The 20,239-nt window shown below is 41.5% G+C and carries 21 protein-coding genes; 12 read left to right on the forward strand and 9 right to left on the reverse strand.

Annotation, left to right across the window (positions count from 1 at the left end; translation table 11 throughout):
- Positions 1 to 39 precede the first annotated feature (39 nt).
- Entirely contained in the window at positions 40 to 561 is a 522-nt protein-coding gene (locus tag B5X77_RS14540; protein ID WP_079508695.1) for a ferritin-like domain-containing protein, read from the reverse strand.
- 138 nt (positions 562 to 699) lie between these two features.
- Between B5X77_RS14540 and tatA the strand changes: the two genes are divergently transcribed.
- From tatA to B5X77_RS14555, 3 genes are all read left to right on the forward strand, one after another.
- Positions 700 to 894, forward strand: coding sequence for a twin-arginine translocase TatA/TatE family subunit (tatA, locus tag B5X77_RS14545; RefSeq protein ID WP_079508696.1), 195 nt, complete (start codon positions 700 to 702; stop codon positions 892 to 894).
- A 306-nt stretch (positions 895 to 1,200) separates the two neighbouring features.
- Complete coding sequence (locus B5X77_RS14550) at positions 1,201 to 1,467, forward strand: hypothetical protein (RefSeq protein ID WP_079508697.1); 267 nt, start codon at positions 1,201 to 1,203, stop codon at positions 1,465 to 1,467.
- Positions 1,468 to 2,517: 1,050 nt separating this feature from the next.
- Entirely contained in the window at positions 2,518 to 3,291 is a 774-nt protein-coding gene (locus tag B5X77_RS14555; RefSeq protein WP_079508698.1) for a TerC family protein, read from the forward strand.
- Between the two features lie 363 nt (positions 3,292 to 3,654).
- Here B5X77_RS14555 and B5X77_RS14560 read toward each other — a convergent pair whose 3' ends face one another.
- The 4 genes from B5X77_RS14560 to B5X77_RS14575 all read right to left on the reverse strand — a co-directional run bounded on the left by B5X77_RS14560 (position 3,655) and on the right by B5X77_RS14575 (position 7,104).
- Positions 3,655 to 3,936 carry a hypothetical protein gene (locus tag B5X77_RS14560; protein ID WP_079508699.1) on the reverse strand — a complete coding sequence of 94 codons (282 nt, stop codon included), beginning with the start codon at positions 3,934 to 3,936 and terminating at the stop codon, positions 3,655 to 3,657.
- Positions 3,937 to 4,662: 726 nt separating this feature from the next.
- Positions 4,663 to 5,421, reverse strand: a complete 759-nt coding sequence (locus B5X77_RS14565) for a nucleotidyltransferase domain-containing protein (protein WP_079508700.1) — start codon at positions 5,419 to 5,421, stop codon at positions 4,663 to 4,665.
- A 9-nt stretch (positions 5,422 to 5,430) separates the two neighbouring features.
- On the reverse strand, positions 5,431 to 6,282 hold the full coding sequence (locus tag B5X77_RS14570; protein WP_079508701.1) for a patatin-like phospholipase family protein: 852 nt from the start codon (positions 6,280 to 6,282) through the stop codon (positions 5,431 to 5,433).
- A gap of 72 nt (positions 6,283 to 6,354) precedes the next feature.
- Complete coding sequence (locus B5X77_RS14575; protein WP_079508702.1) at positions 6,355 to 7,104, reverse strand: AAA family ATPase; 750 nt, start codon at positions 7,102 to 7,104, stop codon at positions 6,355 to 6,357.
- A gap of 240 nt (positions 7,105 to 7,344) precedes the next feature.
- Between B5X77_RS14575 and B5X77_RS14580 the strand changes: the two genes are divergently transcribed.
- From B5X77_RS14580 to lepB, 3 genes are all read left to right on the forward strand, one after another.
- Positions 7,345 to 7,677, forward strand: coding sequence for a YnfA family protein (locus B5X77_RS14580; RefSeq protein WP_079508703.1), 333 nt, complete (start codon positions 7,345 to 7,347; stop codon positions 7,675 to 7,677).
- Positions 7,678 to 7,871: 194 nt separating this feature from the next.
- Positions 7,872 to 8,105: a glutaredoxin family protein gene (locus B5X77_RS14585; protein WP_079508704.1), complete on the forward strand. Its 234-nt coding sequence runs from the start codon at positions 7,872 to 7,874 to the stop codon at positions 8,103 to 8,105.
- Between the two features lie 122 nt (positions 8,106 to 8,227).
- On the forward strand, positions 8,228 to 8,773 hold the full coding sequence (lepB, locus tag B5X77_RS14590; RefSeq protein WP_079508705.1) for a signal peptidase I: 546 nt from the start codon (positions 8,228 to 8,230) through the stop codon (positions 8,771 to 8,773).
- 38 nt (positions 8,774 to 8,811) lie between these two features.
- On the opposite strand, the gene B5X77_RS14595 is transcribed toward lepB, so the two are convergent.
- Positions 8,812 to 9,048, reverse strand: coding sequence for a hypothetical protein (locus B5X77_RS14595; RefSeq protein WP_079508706.1), 237 nt, complete (start codon positions 9,046 to 9,048; stop codon positions 8,812 to 8,814).
- Between the two features lie 181 nt (positions 9,049 to 9,229).
- Between B5X77_RS14595 and B5X77_RS14600 the strand changes: the two genes are divergently transcribed.
- Both B5X77_RS14600 and B5X77_RS14605 read left to right on the forward strand, forming a co-directional pair.
- Positions 9,230 to 9,604 (forward strand): SpoIIAA family protein, encoded by a 375-nt coding sequence (locus tag B5X77_RS14600; protein WP_257391814.1) that lies wholly within the window; start codon positions 9,230 to 9,232, stop codon positions 9,602 to 9,604.
- 286 nt (positions 9,605 to 9,890) lie between these two features.
- Positions 9,891 to 11,507 carry a catalase gene (locus B5X77_RS14605; RefSeq protein WP_257391887.1) on the forward strand — a complete coding sequence of 539 codons (1,617 nt, stop codon included), beginning with the start codon at positions 9,891 to 9,893 and terminating at the stop codon, positions 11,505 to 11,507.
- A 71-nt stretch (positions 11,508 to 11,578) separates the two neighbouring features.
- On the opposite strand, the gene B5X77_RS23365 is transcribed toward B5X77_RS14605, so the two are convergent.
- Positions 11,579 to 11,719: a hypothetical protein gene (locus B5X77_RS23365; RefSeq protein WP_176167329.1), complete on the reverse strand. Its 141-nt coding sequence runs from the start codon at positions 11,717 to 11,719 to the stop codon at positions 11,579 to 11,581.
- Between the two features lie 179 nt (positions 11,720 to 11,898).
- On the opposite strand from B5X77_RS23365, the gene B5X77_RS14610 reads away from it, so the two are divergent.
- Positions 11,899 to 12,915, forward strand: a complete 1,017-nt coding sequence (locus tag B5X77_RS14610) for an STAS domain-containing protein (RefSeq protein ID WP_079508709.1) — start codon at positions 11,899 to 11,901, stop codon at positions 12,913 to 12,915.
- Between the two features lie 1,168 nt (positions 12,916 to 14,083).
- Here B5X77_RS14610 and B5X77_RS14620 read toward each other — a convergent pair.
- Complete coding sequence (locus B5X77_RS14620; RefSeq protein WP_079508711.1) at positions 14,084 to 14,347, reverse strand: hypothetical protein; 264 nt, start codon at positions 14,345 to 14,347, stop codon at positions 14,084 to 14,086.
- 460 nt (positions 14,348 to 14,807) lie between these two features.
- Positions 14,808 to 15,599, reverse strand: a complete 792-nt coding sequence (locus tag B5X77_RS14625) for a TIGR00266 family protein (RefSeq protein WP_079508712.1) — start codon at positions 15,597 to 15,599, stop codon at positions 14,808 to 14,810.
- A 325-nt stretch (positions 15,600 to 15,924) separates the two neighbouring features.
- Here B5X77_RS14625 and B5X77_RS14630 point away from each other — a divergent pair, with 325 nt between their 5' ends.
- The 3 genes from B5X77_RS14630 to B5X77_RS14640 all read left to right on the forward strand — a co-directional run bounded on the left by B5X77_RS14630 (position 15,925) and on the right by B5X77_RS14640 (position 20,229).
- Complete coding sequence (locus B5X77_RS14630; RefSeq protein ID WP_306807363.1) at positions 15,925 to 16,197, forward strand: heterocycloanthracin/sonorensin family bacteriocin; 273 nt, start codon at positions 15,925 to 15,927, stop codon at positions 16,195 to 16,197.
- 178 nt (positions 16,198 to 16,375) lie between these two features.
- Positions 16,376 to 18,286 carry a putative thiazole-containing bacteriocin maturation protein gene (locus tag B5X77_RS14635; protein ID WP_139378364.1) on the forward strand — a complete coding sequence of 637 codons (1,911 nt, stop codon included), beginning with the start codon at positions 16,376 to 16,378 and terminating at the stop codon, positions 18,284 to 18,286.
- Positions 18,283 to 20,229 (forward strand): TOMM precursor leader peptide-binding protein, encoded by a 1,947-nt coding sequence (locus B5X77_RS14640; RefSeq protein WP_079508713.1) that lies wholly within the window; start codon positions 18,283 to 18,285, stop codon positions 20,227 to 20,229. Before B5X77_RS14635 ends, B5X77_RS14640 begins: the two co-directional genes overlap by 4 nt.
- Positions 20,230 to 20,239 lie beyond the last annotated feature (10 nt).

Genomic DNA, 20,239 nt, shown 5'->3' on the forward strand with positions numbered 1-20,239 from the left:
GGAAAAAGAGATTGGAGCCTGATCCAATCTCTTTTCAAATCAATTTCTTCCCGCACCTATCTCGAAAGCCCTAAGATGGTTCCTTGAAGCGTTTCCTAACTGGGTAAAAACGGTTCTTACATCTTCCGGAAGGGACTGTAAACTTTTAAGCTTGTCATACATCGCAATATTATCCATTTCCCCTTGGACACCCTGATTGAAAGCTTCCTTTAAGGTTCCAGGGGCCGCAACATATTGTTTCGCATTATTTTCCGGTATTTGTTTATTATACTTTTGGAACAAGGCCAACAGGGCATTAATATGCTGCTGCTCAGATGCTTTGATATTGATGAATGGCCTGATGCTGCCGAATTTACCGATTACTGCATCATAACGAGCTTGTGCAAGAAATTCATCCTGAATGGCATATGTCAGGGCTTCATCCAGCGTGATCGAAGTGTCCTGGAGTGCTCCCTTGGCCCCGAAATCGGCAGGTACCTGTGTCTGTGAGTGTGCAGCACCTGAAAAACTACCTAATAAGACTATGCATAATAGTAACGATAGTAACGATTTTAAATGCATTATTATCGCTCCTTTTTAAAATATGTTCATTCTATTCTTTTTCGACATAATGAGTTTCATGCATAAAAATGGCTATGAGTTCAAATCACTAACGATTTTCGTTATAATAGATATAACTTTTTTAATAGGAGAGATATAATGCTTTCAAATATAGGATTTCCAGGTTTAATCCTTATCCTCGTGATTGCCCTTATTATCTTTGGGCCAAATAAACTGCCCGAAATCGGAAGAGCAGTCGGCAAGTCGATGAGAGAGTTCAAGAATGCAACGAGTGGTATTACAGATGAAATCAAGAAGGACATCAGAGAAAACGATAAAGACGAAAAGAAATAATCAAAGCTGCCCTTGGCAGCTTTTTTGTTTGGGCGTGTTATTAAAAAATTTAACTGATGACCATATTGAGGAAACGTTATGAAGTGTCCATTAGGAAGGCTACATCGGACAGACAGGTGAGGGCCTAGAGCATTTATATCCAAGAATCTTTTCGTAGTTCAGTTAAATATCACCTCAAACGGCACAAAGGTCTTTAGACCAACCGGTGATGAGATATATTGAATATTACGGTAAGCCATAACTTTTATTGGACAGGGGAGACAATGTAAAATATAAGAGAGGGGAATTTTACCAGGGGGTGCAGAGATGTCTTCAAAGTTGAACCGAAGTGGCCATTCAGGTAAACGAGGACCATCTAAACGGGTGACGACGGTAAAAAATGAAATGCGATCTTCCCACTTTATACACGAATACGATCAAGATGACCACGATTGGCAAAAAGAAAGAAAGCTTAAAGTTTATCGCTCACACTCATCCTTGTCACAATTCCCAAACAATAAAACGAATAATTTGAAACAAAAAAGAAGGCAGGCTTGTAAGTCGCATCATGAGGATTTTGAGCTTGGGAAGTAATTCGATATGAGATGTGTATCAATATGCTAGCAATCGATAACTTTATGTTAGCGAACGGAATCTAATGCCGTCGAGATTTGTTGTAATACGGCGTATACCCTGATGGATTTAAAAAGATAGTTTAAAATCCTGTGATTATGCCAAATGTAGTTCCATTTGTTTGCTAAACTAAAACGGAGTTGCAACAGTAATTAATTTATTATAGGGTGATAGAATGCTGTATATTATGTTTTTAGTATTGCCGGCCTTAGGAGCTATCTGGTATTACAATTTGGTTGTATTGTTGAGGAATTTGAACGACAAAAGAGACATCCACAACCAGGTCGTCCTTGGATCATTTTTTAGCTTTGCTTTCGTTTTTATATTGATGGTCATAATATTAGAACATTAGCTTTTGAAAAAAAGCGTTAAAGAAAAAGTATTTCCCCATCATGTTGGGTTAAATATTAAGATTTTAATGCTGCGAGTTATGGGGTTCTTTTAATGCTAAAATTCATTACATGATAATTTTTAAGTGAAAAGTGGTATAATTGAAAAGTGTGATTGAGCATCCGTCAGGGTTTGTTATGGAGTTAGTTTTTCCTCTTCATGCCTTTAGAGTCAAAATACTCACTAACATTTTATATTCTGAAAATAGTCCTGCTGTTATGGCAATTATTATGGCCATGAACGTTAATATTAACTCAATTAAAAAAGGTTTTTAGATCTCAGATGCTCTTTAAAAAATCGGATAAATTGTTTTTTATACTTAAAAAAGGACAAAATTCTTGAATATTTACAAAAAAAAATATAGAGTATTATAGTCGCCATTGGTAAGTTTATCTATTCCTTTTAAAAGGTAAATGGAAATAGATAATTCAAGAATACATATTGAACACAGTATAAAAATGCGGATTGCACATGGTTTTATGGGTAATTCTAATGTTAATGTGACACTTACTTAAGAGTTCTCATGTTTTATTTGCCACATTTGCTGCTTATCGCTCAAATATCGCCAATAGCTGGCGATTTACGCGAGAAGCCTGTGTTAAAGAGGAAGGAGATAGGTTGATGGAATCAATTTGGCTTGAATATGCCTGGGCATTATTGATATTGATCGGTCTTGAAGGTTTGTTATCGGCTGACAATGCTCTTGTCCTGGCAATCATCGCGAAACATTTACCTGATGATCAAAAGAAAAAAGCAATAAGCTATGGAATACTCATGGCGTTTGTCTTTCGGTTTGGTGCACTTTTTGCGATATCTTTTATTGCAAACGTCTGGCAGGTACAAGCTATCGGAGCAGCGTATCTTCTTTATCTTGGATTAAAGCATGTCATCCAGGCTAAGTTTGGTGCAAAAAATGAAGATATACATAAAGAGGATGAGAAAGAAGCAAAGGGGTTGGGCTTCTGGCCCACTGTCGGGAAAATCGGCTTAGCTGACCTGGCGTTTGCAATTGACTCGATTCTTGCTGCTGTCGCTCTTGCTCTTGGACTTCCAGACTCTCCGTTAGGTAACTTTGGCGGAATGGATGCAGGAAAGTTCATCATCGTTCTTCTTGGAGGTATTGCAGGTTTGATCTTGATCAAATATGCAGCTACCTGGTTTGTTAAACTGCTGGATGAGCGTCCTGCACTTGAAACAACTGCATATGCAATTGTTGCCTGGGTCGGTGTAAAATTGGCAGTCATTACCCTTGCACACGAAAAAATTGCCATCTTGGATCATGATTTCCCACACAGTACATTATGGACAACGATTTTCTACGGTGTATTGGTAGCCATCGCTTTAATCGGTTGGTTTGCTCCAGGGCAGAAATCCAAGGGTGAAGGACAAGCTTAAACTAAAAATCAAAAAACGCGTAAATCCACGTAATGGATTTACGCGTTTTTTTGATCAGCTTAAAAGCAAGCCTAGTTGAATAAGTGATTACACCGCTTTCGCAGCGTATAATATGCGCAGAGAAAATACCAAGTATGCTGCGGAAGAAATAAGGGGCTGTGATGGTGGGCGCAAATTTATTCTGCTTTTCCCAGTAATAAGGAACCAGGAAGACAATTACAATTGGAAAGCAGTTCGTGTAAGTAAAAATATTGAAATACTAACATATTAATAATTTAAAAGGATCATCCTCCAAATAAATATTGGAGAATGATCCTTTTGGTTGTTTTCCGTAATGAATCTAGTAGCTGACAGGTGAGTTATTTAACGGCCAAGCAAACCATTGATTTGATCGAGCAATCCAGTAAGCTTTCCGAGTAATCCAGAAACGTCACTTAGAAGCCCATTGCCATCTAGCAATCCAGTCACCGCGCATAAAAGGTTTCCTAGCAGGTTACCTGGTCCAGGAACTGCTGTTAGGTCAAGGACTATTTGGGAAAGGTCTAGCTGCAACCCTAAAAGATCCAGAAACAATGGCCCAAGATCAAGGAATAGAACTTGGCATCCTTCCTCGGCCTGTTGTTGGTTGGCAACGAGGGAGCTCATGCCTGAATCTGTTTCATTAAGGTTGGCCGCAACATTATTAAAAGTTTCCTTTACATTTTGGACCGTACCATCAGCTTTTTTTACAGTACCCTTTACCTCACCGTCAGCGATAAGGCCTTTTTCTAAATCATAAGCTAAATTCGTAAGAGTTACTTTTCCATCGAAGGTGCTCCCATCTTCCAGAGCACCAGTTACGTTGATGTTTTTTAATATTTTCGAGCCGGTTGTTGTAGGTGATGCTGCAAATGCTCCTAGTGGGGCAATAAGGAGTGATGCGATAAAAGTAATGTTAAACTAAACATAGAGTAACGAGCTTTCATCTTTTTCCTCCTAAAAAGTATGTTTTTATTCTGCTTGCATTACCTGTCAGCCGTTTGAATTTTACCCATGAAAGGACCTTGTAAACGGTTTAATGTTAATTATCGTTCAATATACTTATAAAATCAGATAAATAGGATTGATAGCAGGAAATACAGATTTTAATAAGAAATTCTATTAGTATTTTTAGTACCAATGGATTAATTATCAACTGATTTCATTGTTTTATAAATTAAAATTACTATTATTTTTTCTGGAAATTAGAGAAAAAGGTGCGACTTCTAGAGAAAAGTTACAGGGCTTAGAGGAAAGCTTTCTTGGATAACATCTAAACTTACATAGAAGGAGATAAAAAAATGGAGCCTATTAGACTCCCTCTTTGTCTAATAGGCTTTTATACGACTACTCCTAATCCTCCAATATAAGATGCAATAGTGTTTTTATTTTTTCTGGATTTAATACCTCATCTAAAATCCACTCTAATTCGCTGTCTAATAGTCTTCGAATAAAAACAATAGCATTCTGATGTTGCTTGGGTGTTATATTTTCCTGAATATGACTAATCGCCTTAACAACATCTTCAGGCAGTGATGTTTCCACTGTTTTAATCCCCAACTGTGCCCGTTCCGGCTGATATTTATGAAGTAAAACTTTTGCCAGGTGTGCCATCATATGATTGAGCATAGTCACTGACCATAAATCATTGCCCCGATCGGAGGATTTCTTATACTGGAAAAGGAACCAGGCTATATCATCTACTGCGTCCTGAAATTCTGCAGCGGATAAACGAAGTGATTGGGAAGCTTTAAATTTCTCCAGTCGATTATGGGGATCATAGATTACTTTAAAAAAGTCCTTTTCAACAAAAGTTTCCTCGGTAACGGTAAACAAATCAACATGCAGCATATTCTCATAGACTGCGATGATTTGCGGAGCGATGATGAAAATATCATCATGAAATATCATTTTGCCGTAAGATTCCAAATGGCTAATCCGCCTCTGGAGGAAGGCTGAGAGGTCCTGATCATCAACAAGGCAATACAGATCCAAATCAGAATATTCATCCTGCTCTCCGCGTCCAACAGAACCTTTTACGTAAATGGCTTGAACTAGCTTATCCTGAACAAGGCTATTTGTAATAATATCTAAGGCTTCATTCACCTTCATAAAATGATTTCACGCACCTATCCAGTCGTTTAGCTGGGTGAATTTTTCCTTTGCGTCTTCATAGCCAACTTCATACAATCGATTCAGTTTATCTGGATTTCGTTCAACACGGCCCACTTTTAAGTCCATCGATGGCCGAATGACAATCACTTCATTCTTCGCTTCAAGCGCTTCTATGTAATCGAGCGTTTCATTGTACATTTTATAGCGGGTTTCTAGAGCTGTGTGCAGCCCTTTATAATCTTTGTACACATATCGGGGCAGCCAGGAAAAGGACGATTTTTTCTTGCGGTAACCTTTTGGCTTCGTTAAAATAACCACGCTCTTTTGAACTCCGTCTGCCATAGCTTTCCGGATAGGAATTGGATCGGAAATGCCGCCATCCATAAGGGTCTTTCCCTGGAATTCAATCGCCGGCGCCATGAAAGGAAGCGTACTTGAAGCTCTGATGATTTTCAGAATATCCACTGGTACATCATTCTTTTCAAAATAGACCGGTTCGCCTGTGATACAATCAGTTGTGCCGATAAGAAATGTCTCCGCGGCAGTGTTAAACGTCTCGAAATCAAAGGGTACAAGTTCATTAGGGAGCTTATCAAAAATGAAATCCATTCCGAACAACTCTCGCTTTAAAAACAGGTTCCGATAGGAAATATAATCTTGATGGGTAACATAATCAATGGTTACCTGCCTGTTTCGTCCGGGCTGCCTGGCAATATAGGAAGATCCCTGGCACGCCCCGGCTGAAACGCCAATGACATACGGAAAATATAAATCATTCTCTAAAAAATACTCCAGCACCCCTGCGGTATAGACACCCCTCATGCCTCCACCTTCAAGGATCAGTCCGCTCCTATACACTCAAATTCCCCCTTTAAAATAATTTATACATGCCATTCTATCACATGTTAGCCAAGATTTAAGCCGTGATGATTACTCACTTAATAGGTGATGAATCATCCTTGACCGGTCTTCGAAAAATTGCTTCATAATCCGGTAATGGCTTGTTTCTTCCAGCTTCCTTTCAAAAATACCTTCATCACTGAATTCATAAATCGTGGCATCTGGATAGGCCATTATGATCGGAGAATGAGTGGCGATAATCAACTGTGAGTTATCACGAACCAGGTCGTGGATTCGGGTCAGCATCGACATTTGCCTCAATGGTGAAAGAGCTGCCTCCGGCTCGTCCAATATGTAAATGCCGTTTCCGCGAAACCGGTGAAGGAAGGTGGAGAAAAATGCCTCGCCATGTGATTGCTCATGGAGTGACTGACCGCCGAAAGAATCAATCACCTTGGGACTAGCACCTTCCTCACGATCCATTTCTTCTATATTGGAAGCCACATTATAAAAGCTTTCGGCACGAAGGAAAAACCCGTCCTTTGGCCGTTCCACTCCTTTAATGATTTTTAGGTAATTCCCCAGCTCCGAATGGGAATCATACGTGGAAAAATTAAAATTAAATGAACCACCCTCGGGATTAAAGCCAAGCCCTACAGCAATCGCCTCAAGCAGGGTCGATTTCCCCATTCCGTTCTCGCCTATCAAAAATGTCACCTTAGGATGCAAAACCAAATCATCCAGATTTTTAAAGCTGGGAAGGTTAAAAGGATAAGACCTAAACGATGTAACTTCATCCTTCTTTAAGCTAATGCTTCGTACATATTGCCAATTCAGCATAAAGAACCAGTCCTAAACAGTTTTCCTTATTTTATCATGAAAAAATTAAGAACTGGAAAAAAACGAGCAAAATTTCCAATTCGCTATAAAAACAAGAAAATCGCTATAAAAATTATTTTTTCGCTATAAAAGAGAAAAAGTCGCTATAAAAATTGAAAAGTCGTTATATAACATTAGGATAGGTTCTTCAATCCCTTTATTCTAGGCTATAATGCAGTTACAAAACGTTTTTAGGAAGTGATGATCATCTTAAGTGCCATTATTTTATTCATTTTAGCTGGAATTGCGGAGATAGGCGGAGGATATTTGATTTGGTTATGGTTAAAGGAAGGAAAACCATTTTACTGGGGAGTTGGCGGGGGAATCGCGCTAGCTTTATATGGGGTTATCGCCACATTCCAGGCTTTCCCATCGTTTGGCCGAGTCTACGCAGCGTATGGAGGTGTGTTCATCGTCCTGTCGGTATTATGGGGTTGGGGAATCGATAGGAAAACCCCTGATTTGTACGATTGGATTGGAGCGGCGATTTGCCTAGTAGGCGTATCTGTGATGCTGCTGGCACCAAGACAGTAGGCGATAGCAATGAAAAAAGCAGTATCCTTGATTGGAGTTATATTGCTAATCATCATTTTGCAGGATCCCTTCTACTTCGTTTTTTTTGAACAAAATAGGGAAAAACAATGATATCCCGGTGCTAATTTTTTGCAAAAATTTAGCACACCTGGGATAATACATTGTAGGGTATAAAAAATAAGGAGGCATTCTGAATGAACGATATTACAGTTTACACTACAAATACTTGACCTTACTGCACAATGATGAAACAATTCCTTGAGGGTCAAGGATTAAACTACAAAGAAGTGAATGTTCAATATGATCAAGCTGCCGCGCAAAAGCTGGTAGAAGAAACTGGCCAGATGGGTGTACCGCAAACAAAAGTGAATGGAATCTGGGTTCTTGGTTTTGACCCGGATACACTTATGCAGTACGTGAAAAAATAGATTCTAGACCAAAAGAGGCGCAGGCCTCTTTTTTTTGCAAAGATTGGAATAGAGAAGAAGGATTTCGTTTATTGGATGTGGAAAAATAACTATAAATGAATACATAAAAGGAGGGCAGGTATATGGTAAAAGAGCGAAATGAACTTTGGGAATGGGTAAAGGCTTTCCTTGTCGCAATATTGTTGGCATTTGTTATTCGTGCCTTTCTGTTTACACCGATAGAAGTAAAAGGTGCTTCTATGGAGCCAACGCTGCATAGTGAGGAAAGAATGTTTGTTACCAAAATCGGGGAGCCAAAACGATTTGATATTGTGGTATTCCATGCTACCGAGGAGAAGGATTATATTAAAAGGGTCATAGGACTGCCCGGGGATCGAGTGGAATATAAAAACGATGTTCTCTATATCAACGGGAAGCCGTATGAAGAACCATATTTGGATGACATCAAAAAACAATTAGTCGACTCGCCGCTCACAGGACCCTTTACATTGGAAGAGACCGCAGTAGGCAGTGAGGTGGTACCCGAGGGACATGTATTTGTCCTGGGAGACAACCGTAGGAACAGCAAAGACAGCCGCCATATTGGAGCTGTACCAATCGATAGCATTGTCGGGAAAACAAAGGTGATATTCTATCCATTTAAAGATATGAAAATAATTGGTGACTGAAAATGAGAAGCGTTTATCCAGAGGGATGAACGCTTTTTTTACTCATGCTTTGTGCTGCGTTTTTTTACATACTGTCTTTCAGCAATGAAGCTAGCCAACAAACCAATCACCAGAGGAATCATGGATCCGCTTGAAACAAAGAATCCTTCGCCATCAAAATGAAATTCGTAATAAAACATTAATGATTCAATTGAAAAAATATGACCGATCAGGTAAAACAAACCCGTGGATAAAATAAGCGTTCCCAAACTTACAATCAGGCTTTTAAAAGTCAATTTCGCCACCTCCTGCATGGTATACGTTTTGAAAGATTAATAAGTTTCAAATACAAGCTCAACCTCAGCCTTCGACGAAATAAAAACTTGCCCCAATTAAGTGGACCGGTATCTTCCTCTGTTCAGGTTTCAAATTTACATTTTCAGGGAATCTATTCAGTAATTATAGTGAGGGGGGATAATGATGCTGGAGATTCTTAATAGCAGGGATCCTTCTACAGTAGTAGTATCATTTGCCGGAAAAGCAACGAAAGAGGATGCTGAAAGGCTGGACAAGCATGTGCAAGTTCAGTTCAAAGAGGATGAAAAGTTCAACGTTCTTGCTTTTATAAACGATATTGATGGTACGAATTTTTCAGGTATTATTAATGGTTTTAAAGTAGATATAAAGAGATGGAACCAATTCAATAAATTTGCAGTAATCACTGAAATGGAATTAGCAGGCAATCTGGCATCCCTTGCAAACTATTTGCCAGGGATCCGAGTAAAATATTTTAAACCATTTGAGGAAGAAGACGCCTGGAGCTGGATTTTGGCCGAGGGTGAGCCAGAATGAATGTTCAAATTGAGGAAACCGACATATTGGAGGTTTCCTTTTATTATGGACATTTTCGGTTTAATTGGAAGGGTCTGGGGTAAAGGGTGGTTGGGTACATAGTCTTAAAGAAATTTTCTAATCAAGGATTCTTCCAATTTGCATCAATTTATTTTTATATAAATTGAGGACCAACCCTTTATCCTGCATAAATTTCCCAACTAGAGATAGGATATAGAGGATGAATTTAAGGAGGTATTACATATTGGCTGAAGATAAGAATCGAAAAACTTCAAATGGAGAAGAAATGAAGCGTGAAAAGCTCACAACACGCCAGGGACATCCAGTTAGAGACAACCAAAATATACGTACAGTTGGCAATCGTGGTCCCGCAACACTGGAGAACTATCATTTTATCGAAAAAATTTCTCATTTCGATCGCGAAGAAGTGCCTGAGCGTGTCGTTCATGCTCGTGGGAGCGGTGCCTTCGGTTATTTTGAAACCTACGGAAAAGCAGGCGATGAACCGGTTGAAAAATATACCCGTGCAAAAGTTTTTTCAGGAGCAGGCAAAAAAACTCCGTTGATGGTTCGTTTTTCAACAGTAGCAGGAGCGAAGGATTCACCAGAAACTGCAAGGGACCCTCGTGGATTTGCGGTAAAAATGTATACCGAGGATGGAAACTGGGACCTGGTCGGCAATAACTTGAAAATTTTCTTCATCCGTGATGCGATGAAGTTCCCTGACATGATACATGCATTTAAAGCAGACCCTGCTTCTAACGTGCCCAATCCTGAACGGATGTTTGACTTTGTTTCCCGAACACCAGAAGCAACCCATATGATCACATTCTTGTTCTCTCCTTGGGGCATTCCAGCTACGTATCGCCACATGCAGGGATCTGGTGTCAATACTTATAAGTGGGTCAACGACAAGGGTGAGGCTGTTCTGGTAAAGTATCACTGGGAGCCGAAGCAGGGTATCCGAAATTTGACTCAGGAAGAGGCCAACGAAATCCAGGCAAAGAATGTTGGACATGCCACACAGGATTTATATGAAGCAATTGAGCGAGGAGACTATCCAGAATGGGAGCTGTTTGTCCAAATTATGGAGGATGACTACCACCCTGAATTGGATTTTGACCCGCTTGATGACACGAAGCTTTGGCCAGAAGATAAATTTCCATGGCTGCCGGTTGGCCGTATGGTCCTCGACCGTAATCCTGTTGACTTCCATGCAGAAATCGAACAAGCAGCTTTTGGTACAGGGGTTCTTGTAGATGGAATGGATTTCTCGGATGATAAAATGCTTCAGGGGCGGACATTCTCCTACTCTGATACACAGCGCTATCGTGTAGGGGCTAATTATCTGAAGTTGCCTGTTAATGCACCAAAAGCACCTGTTCGCACGAATCAGCAGCGAGGGCAAATGGATGTGCGTGATCCTAAGGAATCAGGGGATAATCCTCACATCAATTACGAGCCCTCAATGCTGGGAGGGTTTGAAGAAGCAAGTCCAGAGAACCATCCGCCACATCAGCCATCCTATAACGCTGCGGTGATGAGTGCTCCAATTGACCGCCCTAATAATTATGGTCAAGCAGGTGACACATATCGAAGCTTGGAAGACTGGGAACGGGACGAGTTGATCAAAAACCTCTCAGAAGCGCTTGCCGCATGTAATAAAAAGATCCAGGATGCCATGATCGGTCACTTCACACAAGCCGATGAAGACTACGGCCGACGTGTGAAAGAAGGCATCGAAATAAGAGTCAAACAACTGAAAGAGATGGAGAAGGAAGATAGAGTACCTGGCCGTGAATCAGGCAACTCCAAATATGGGCAAGGTGGGCAGGGTTCACTATCTGCCAACGAAGCAACACAAGATGCCTTGAAGAAAAGCCGCGAATCAGATCCTTATTAATTAGTAAAGAAGGCTGCATTGGATACATGCAGCCTTTTTAATGTAAATAGAGTAAAATGTTGGCTGAAGCACTAATCCTTCCTGAGGGTATCAAGCTTTTTCTGCACCTTTGCGTTATGGTATATGGTTAAACCTAATATCACCGTACTCATCACACTTGAGACGATCGAGCTTCCAACGAGTAATCGTTCTTTTTGTGTGTTTCTCACCATCCTCACCTCACTTTCGCTATAGCTAACTTACCCTAAAGGCTTATAGATAAGCTTAGTTATCCAAATTCCTTTACAGTAAAATTGACAAGATTGCAGGAAATAGGAAATGGAAAGTAGAATTAATGAAAATAAATCTCAATTTCTTTTTTTACATAATCTATTGCTAGTGGGTGAATTAAATGGAGATGCAAAAGGATCTTGTTGTTGGCGGCGTGGAACTGAAATGGGATTTAACAAATGGAAAGGTTTTGTTTGAGGGAGGAGACGTAGTTTTTTTCTGGGTGTCGGCCATGAAAACCTTCTTCGACACAATAAATGAAATTACCGGTAAAGAGGCAACCAATCTCGTGCTTGAGGCCACTGGTTTTCGACAGGGAATAATTGTTGGCGAAGGATTCAAGGAAATGAAGGAAATTAATACCTCCAACGTTGTGGAATGGCTTTCCAATACATATGTACCAGCTGGATGGGGATATGTAAGAGTTGAAAAAATGGATGTGGATTCAAAGCATTTCACCTTATATATCAAAGATGACTGGGAATATAAAATGAATAAATTAGGTGATGATGAAAAACAGGGAATTTTTGTTCCCGCGCATTACGCAGGCGTTTTTACTGGATTGTTCGGCAGGAATTTCTGGTATAAAATCATCGAATACCAAAACGGAGACAATCCATACACGATTGTGGAATACTTCCCGTCAAATGTGAATGTCCAGCAAAATATCCGGGACATGGCGCGGAAACAGGAAGCTCTGCATATTAAGGAGCTGGAGAGTCTGGTTGCAGAAAAAACGAAAATCCTCCAGGACCTTGTTAAAGAGCTCTCCTCACCTCTCATTCCGGTGCTGGAAGGAATCGTCGTCGTGCCGCTGATTGGGAGATACGATGAGGACCGTGCGGAAGATTTGATTAACAACACCCTTAACAATCTTCCAAAGTATCAAGCAAGGTATGTCTTACTGGATCTCACGGGTTTGAATAAGGAAATTTCCCCCTACACTGCAGAGTTGATTGATAAACTTGGCTCCTCAGCCAGATTGCTTGGAGTAGAGGTCATTCTCGTTGGAATATCCGCCGAACTCGCAATGGTGATCACACAGTCATTGCCTGGACTTAAGAAATTTGAATGCCTGCAGACCCTTCAGCATGGGATTTACTATGCACTAGGTAAAAGCGGAAAAAGAATCATGTAGAAGTAAGCACTTGAGCAATCAAGTGCCTTTTTTCGGGAGTAATGGTGAAAGTGACGATGGTCTAGAGCGAATACATGGGAGATGAGAAGTGAATTATAGGAGAGCTCATTTTGACAAGAAGTGTTGAATATAAAGGGAAAAAGGAGTAATTATGCAAGCGCACTCTAGTAGTATTATAAAACCAGTTTTCGTACTGCAATTAGTATGGTTTGTTTTGTTCTTTACTAATATTCTTGGTTTGATCGGTTCCAGGAGCGAATTACTCCAGGATATTGTGTGGCTGGGAATACCCACGATCGGGGTGTTAGCGTCAGTTAATTGCCTCAGGAAAAGGCAATCCATATATTGGTCTATCAGTACGATATATTTAGCGTTTATAATTTTTGGGTTGTGGGTTTTGATTTGGGGAATTACTCAAATGTAGGTGTTTGTTAAAAAACAAAGCAAAAAGCCCAGAGTCTGTCTCTAAAGGGTTCCGTTTTCGGGTGTTTTCTTATTAATAGACACTGGAATTGACGTATGAATTGGCATACGTCTTTTTCTTTATTTATCAAGGTTTCACACTTTAAAAAGAGGGGCGAAACTTCTGTCATTTGCAAAGCCGTTTTAAGCACCAGTTTTATTGATCCTTAATAAGCTGCTGATTTCCGCATCTAGGATCAAGAGGGTCGCACTTATCGGTTGGGAGATCAGGTTAACCGCCAGAGCCGATAAGATAGACGGAATAATTCCGCTTAATTAGTAATTAATATTAAAAAAGCTAAAATAGACGGAGAAATTCCGCCTATTGACTAAAAAAATTCGAAAATGGGTGATTTTGCTGCGCATAAGCGGAAAACCTTCCCTTATTTACCCCGAAACAAGCTCCATTCTGAATTTTACCGGAAAATCTCCGCTTATTTTACTTTTGCTGGTTCTTCGATAAAGGACAAGACATCTTATTTAAAAGATTACCATGAACCGTATCACAAGTAAGTTAGGTTTTACTTAAATAAGGTTTTGGTATGCCTAATATAGGTACTCGCCAATTTTACTACGGCGAGTTTTACTTTTAAATTTACCAATAATGATGCCAATACAACTGTCATTTCGGTAATATTATAAAAAAAGCACCTCAAAACGGAACGGTTTAGTCTGTCTCTATAAGCTTTTCGCTGTTCAGCTAAAATCAGGATTTAATTAGCAGTTTCTTTTCCATTAATTGATTTTTCAGGATTAATATATGGGGGAATGGATCATTTTCAGTACCCCCAAGTTCAAAGATAGAATCAGTGATTTCAGTTAACAAGGAAGTGTCCGTCACATCATCAAGGAAAGTTTTGAATTCCTGGTAAATTGCTTGTTTTTGAGGTTCTAAGAGGTTTGATTTAACGTAGAGCTCGTCCAGTTCCAGGTAAATAAAAGATCTTTGTGATTCAGCGATCTTACTCATTTGTTCCCACCCCTGCTCTATTGATATTTGTGAATCTAGTACTATTATATAGAACGGCTGTTCTAAATGTAAACTGACAATTTAAATAATTCTTTATTTGTTATTTCTGAGACAGATTAGCAGAGGATGAGTCAGACAAAACCCTGGCTGGAGTTGATCGTTTTGTCTAAAGCAGAGGCAGTTTCGGACAAAAGGCCGGCTGTTGGCGATTGTTTTGTCTGAAGCAGAGGGAAGTTCGGACAAAACACTGGCTGTTGGCGATCGTTTTGTCTGAAGCAGAGGCAAGTTCGGAAAAAACATGGGTAGTGGGTGATGGTTATGTCTAAAGCAGAGGCAAGCTCGGACCAAACACGGGCATGGACCTATAATATTGTCCGAAGTACAAGCAAGTTCGGACAAAACATCATCAGATTCCCATAATTTTGTCCGAACCAAAGTTCTCTATCCTATTCTCTATCAATTAATCGCCATCAAGCATGCGGAAAACTCCGCCGAGAACACTGCCTTCGCCTTTGTTTTGCCCTCCGCCTTGAGGAGCTGCGGCAAAGACTCTGCTTGCAAGTCGGCTGAATGGCAGTGATTGTATCCAAACAGTGCCTGGTCCTCTTAGTGTAGCGAAGAAAAGTCCTTCTCCGCCAAAAAGTGCGGTTTTAATTCCTTTAACCATTTCAATGTTATAGTCCACATTACTTGTCATCGCGACAAGGCAGCCAGTGTCGACTTTGATAACTTCTCCAGGCTGAAGTTCTTTTTTATGTATGGTTCCGCCTGCATGGACAAATGCCATACCATCACCTTCGAGCTTTTGCATTATGAAGCCTTCTCCGCCAAAGAATCCTGCTCCAAGCTTCCTCTGGAACTCAACTCCAACAGAGACTCCTTTTGCAGCAGCCAGGAACGCGTCCTTCTGGCAGATGATCTTTCCGCCATGCTTGCTTAAATCCATTGGAATGATTTTTCCCGGGTATGGTGAAGCGAATGATACGTGCTTTTTGTCTACTCCAGTGTTGGTAAATGTGGTCATAAAGAGACTTTCGCCAGTCAATAGTCGCTTTCCGGCACCGAACAGCTTGCCAACCAAACCGCCTCCGCTGCCAGAACCATCTCCAAAAATAGTTTCCATTTCAATTTGCTGGTCCATCATCATCAGACTTCCAGCTTCGGCAACAACCGTTTCGTTCGGGTCAAGTTCAACCTCGACGAACTGCATGTCGTCCCCATAAATTTTATAATCAATTTCATGGTTCCTCATTGCTTTCCCTCCAACCAAATCATATTTACATGTCCATTGTACATCTTTACGTTTCTGGTTGCCGAATATTTTAAGCGTCATTAACTACGTGAACTGAATTTGCACAATACTTAGGCCGTTTTGCTCCACAGAATAACCACTCCTCTGCTGAAAAAATACCCCCATCACCCAAAATAGGCTTTTGCATATGTGGCAAAGGCCCTGTTGTCTACATAAATTGATGAAGAGTATTCGAATTAAATATTGTTCACACCTTCTATATAGGAATATTTCCAATACGTTACTTGTATCATGGGCCCTGAAAATTTAGAGGAGGTAAAGAAAAATGATGAATGACTTTCAAAATCAGCTGCAAATGCTCAATGTTGGTGATTTCCAGGCTACTCAGCCGGTAAGCTGGGACCAGAACCTGTACCAATCAGGTGATGAGCGTTTTCTAGGTTTGGGTTTAGGTGGATTTGGCTCTTGTTTCGGATTCGGTTTCTCTTGCTTTTTTAGCTGCTTTGGCTGCGGCGGCTGTTTCCGCTGTGGTGGCTGCTTCCGTTGCGGAGGATGCGGTCGTTGTGGAGGCTGTGGCCGCTGCCATCGCGGAAGTTAAGAACAGGTTAAATAAGACCCCTTGCAGAAGTCTCTGCAGGGGTTTTTCTAATGTTTCAGATTTGAGAACAGACCAGGGAACTTATATTTACAAAAGACATAAGGGACAAATTGAGATACATAGGATAATAGTGACAGTAAATGAAGGAAGAAGGCAGTTGCGCCTGAGGAGGTGTGTGTTGGTGACATTGGATCCTTCCATGGTTTTGAAGGTGAAAAGGGATACGTTTTATCTTGCTGAACCAAATGTTAGTGTGTACTTCAGGAATAATTCATGTTCCTTCCGTCTTGAGGGAAGCGGAATCGATCAGTGGGTTGAAAAGCTATTGCCGATGTTTAACGGAGAGTATTCATTAGGGAATTTAACAAATGGACTGCAAGAGCCATACAGACAACGTGTTTATCAAATTGCAGAGGTTCTTTTGCAGAATGGTTTTGTCAGGGATGTAAGCAAGGATGAACCACATCAACTATCGGAGCAAGTCTTGAAAAAATTCGCCTCACAAATTGAATTTGTCGATAATTTGGCTGGTTCTGGGCCTTGGAGGTTTCAGTCTTTTCGAAATGCCAAGGTGCTGGCGATTGGCTCTGGGCCAATGTTAAATTCGCTGGTGTCATCATTATTGGATTCTGGCTTGAAGCAGTTGAATGTCTCAATAACAAGTGACGTTCCTACGAATAGAAAAAGACTGACCGAGCTAGCTCACCATGCAAGAAAAACAGATTCCGTGCTGGAACTCCACGAATGGGCTGTAAAGCAGGGAGATTGGAGAGAACTGCTGAGACCGTACGATTCGGTCCTGTATGTATCTCAAAATGGTAACCTTGAAGAACTAAGGAAACTGCAATCAATATGCAGGGAAGAAAAGAAAACCTTCATTCCCGCTGTCCTTTTCAAGCAGTCAGGAATAGCTGGGCCGATTTTTAATCCAGATTCGGATGCGAGCTGGGAGTCAGCCTGGAGGCGATTGCATACCTCAGTCCGGATAAAAGAACAGGAGATCCCTGCTGTCTCTTCAACAACTGGAGCATTATTGGCTAACGTCATTACATTTGAGTTGTTTAAAGATATTACAGGAGTCACAACGGCTGAACAAAAACATCGGATTTATTTGCTAGACATAGAAACACTTGAGGGAAGCTGGCATTCATTTTTGCCACATCCGTTAGAAAAAGGAGAGCCAACTGCAATAAAGGTAGAAGATCCTGAAACAAGGATTGAACACGATATTCAAAGAACAGAACCAGAAAAACTACTGCATTATTTCAGCTTGCTGACATCAAAGGAAACTGGCATTTTACACGTCTGGGAAGAGGGAGACCTAACACAGCTTCCATTGGCACAATGCAGGGTTCAGGCGGCTGATCCCATTTCAGACGGCCCGGCTGAACTCTTGGAAGCGATAGTGTGTAATGGACTCACGCATGAAGAAGCAAGGATTGAGGCAGCGTTAGCCGGTATAGAAGATTATGCAGGCCGCCTGGCCGGTTTATTTGGAAAAGAGGAGTTTCAGGGTATAGGAGCTGGTGAAACGTTTGTAGAAGGACTGGGGAGAGGTCTGCAAAAATGTCTGGCTGAGAAATTAAATGATCGAAAGAACAGGCGAAAAGAATTGATATATCCGGTTGATGCGGACCTAATTGAGGATGATCGGTGCCTTTTTTATATGAATGCCCTAGGGACGGTGCTGGGAGCACTGAGAGTTGGGATAGGTGAGGACGTCATTGGTTTTCCTGTTATCTGGGTTGGAACGAGAAATGGCTGGTATGGAAGTACAGGGTTAAATACCACGATGGCATTAAGGAGCGCTTTACAGGAGGCGTTATACGATTATCAAAATAGTTCGATCCCAGAAGGTAAAAGATTCCTTTGTGAGTCACAGGTCCTCCTTGAAGAAAGGGGAAATCAAAGCATTAAGATTCCTGTTTATCCAGGAAAAATACAGCCTGAAACCTTACAGTCCGCAATTGAAGTCCTGAAAGAGAACAGAATCGATTTTTCTGTCTGCGAATTAAGAATCGAATCAATCTTTAACCAGCAATTAGCGGGAATATTTGGTGTATCGCTGCGTGAGGAGGGATTAACTTGAGTTCCTTCGTAGTCATCATTGGAGACGGCCAGCTGGCTGACCGTGTGGGGGGAGAGTTATCTTCCCGCTACCAGGTGTTTAGGCGGCCTGATTTTAAAAATGGCCTCCCTGCAAATTCGGAATTAATTCTGGTCTTGCACGATTTATGGAACCCTGATGCACATCAAAAGGCTGAAGAGGTGGCAAGACAGACAGGCAGCCCCTGGTTACGCGGCTTTGTTTCTTTTGGAGAGGGAATCATTGGACCACTCGTCCGGCCTGAAACTCCGGGGTGTTCCGAATGTGCTGACCTGAGGAGACTGCTGGGGGGACAGGAACGAAGCGAAATGTATGCAGTGAAACAGAAACTTGCTGCAGGAGGTGCTAGCCCAGACCCGTGGGCTTCTAGAACCAGCCTTTTGCAGCTCACGAATGTAATTGTCGCGGAAACAGACAGAATACTTGAGGGGAAGGAGACTCTTTCAGAGGGCAGGCTGTATTTTACCGACCTAAAAACTTTAAATGGCTCATGGCATACTTTCCTTGCTGATTCCCTTTGCCCGGTGTGCAGTCCAATACCAGATGATTCAGCCTCACTCGCACAAATTCACTTGGAACCGAGTCCTAAGGTCAGTGCAGGCAGCTATCGGACTACTGCGCTCGATCAATTGAAGAATCTGCTCCTGACAGATTATTATGACAATCGGACAGGGCTGTTAAATAGTAAAATGTATGATTTGATCACACCATTCGCCGATGCGAGTGTTAATCTGCCAATGATTTCTGGAGGCAATGAGGGCACAGCCGGAAGGACTCAATGCTATGCGGATAGCGAACTGACTGCCATTCTTGAAGGCCTCGAGCGCCATTGCGGGTTAGAGCCGCGCGGGAAGAGAACAGTCATCCATGACAGTTACCGGAACCTCGAGAAGCAAGCAATGAATCCATTAGAAGTGGGCGTCCATGCAGATGAGGAATATGAAAAGCCTGGTTTTCCATTCGCGAAGTTCGATCCTGACCGGCCGATGGATTGGGTCTGGGGATATTCCTTAATCGAAGAGCGGCCAATCCTCGTGCCCGAGCTTCTTTCCTACTATAGTTTGGGCTGCGGCTCGGCAGGATTTGTTTATGAGACTTCCAATGGGTGTGCACTTGGCGGAAGCATGGAAGAAGCGATCTTTTACGGAATCATGGAAGTGGTCGAGCGCGATTCCTTCCTTTTGTCATGGTATGCTAAGCTCAGGCTGCCGCGGCTGGATCTTTCTTCTGCAGAGGATGAAGAATTACAGTTGATGGCAGAACGGATGCGAGCAGTAGCTGGATATGATTTATTTTTGTATAACGCCACCATGGAGCATGGAATTCCAAGCATCTGGGCAATGGCAAAGAACAGGAAGGACAGCGGATTGAATCTGATATGTGCTGCCGGAGCCCATCTTGATCCGGTAAAGGCGGCAAAAAGTGCAATCCAGGAGCTTGCTGGCATGATGCTCAATCTTGATGGAAAATTGGAATCAAACAAGGAAGGCTATTTACAAATGCTTGAAGATGATTCACTCGTTCGCCAGATGGATGATCATGGAATGCTTTACGGATTGCCACAGGCAGAGGACCGGTTAAACTTCCTGCTTGATGATGATCGGCCATTACAGAGTTTCAAAGAAGCTTTTCAGTGGGAGTCTCGCCATGATGATCTAACGGATGATTTGAAGGATATTCTTGGGGTATTCCGCCAATTAGACCTCAATGTCATCGTCATCGATCAGACTCCGCCGGAAATAAGGAAAAATGGGCTTTATTGTGTAAAAGTATTGATTCCAGGAATGCTGCCAATGACTTTTGGACACCACCTTACCCGCCTTAAAGGGCTTGACAGGGTGTTGCATGTCCCGATGAAGCTTGGTTATGAAAAAGGGCCATTAACTTTTGAAAAACTAAACCATTTTCCGCATCCGTTCCCTTAGGAGGCAGCAG

It is taken from the genome of Mesobacillus jeotgali (genome assembly GCF_900166585.1).
Lineage (GTDB): Bacteria > Bacillota > Bacilli > Bacillales > Cytobacillaceae > Mesobacillus > Mesobacillus jeotgali_A.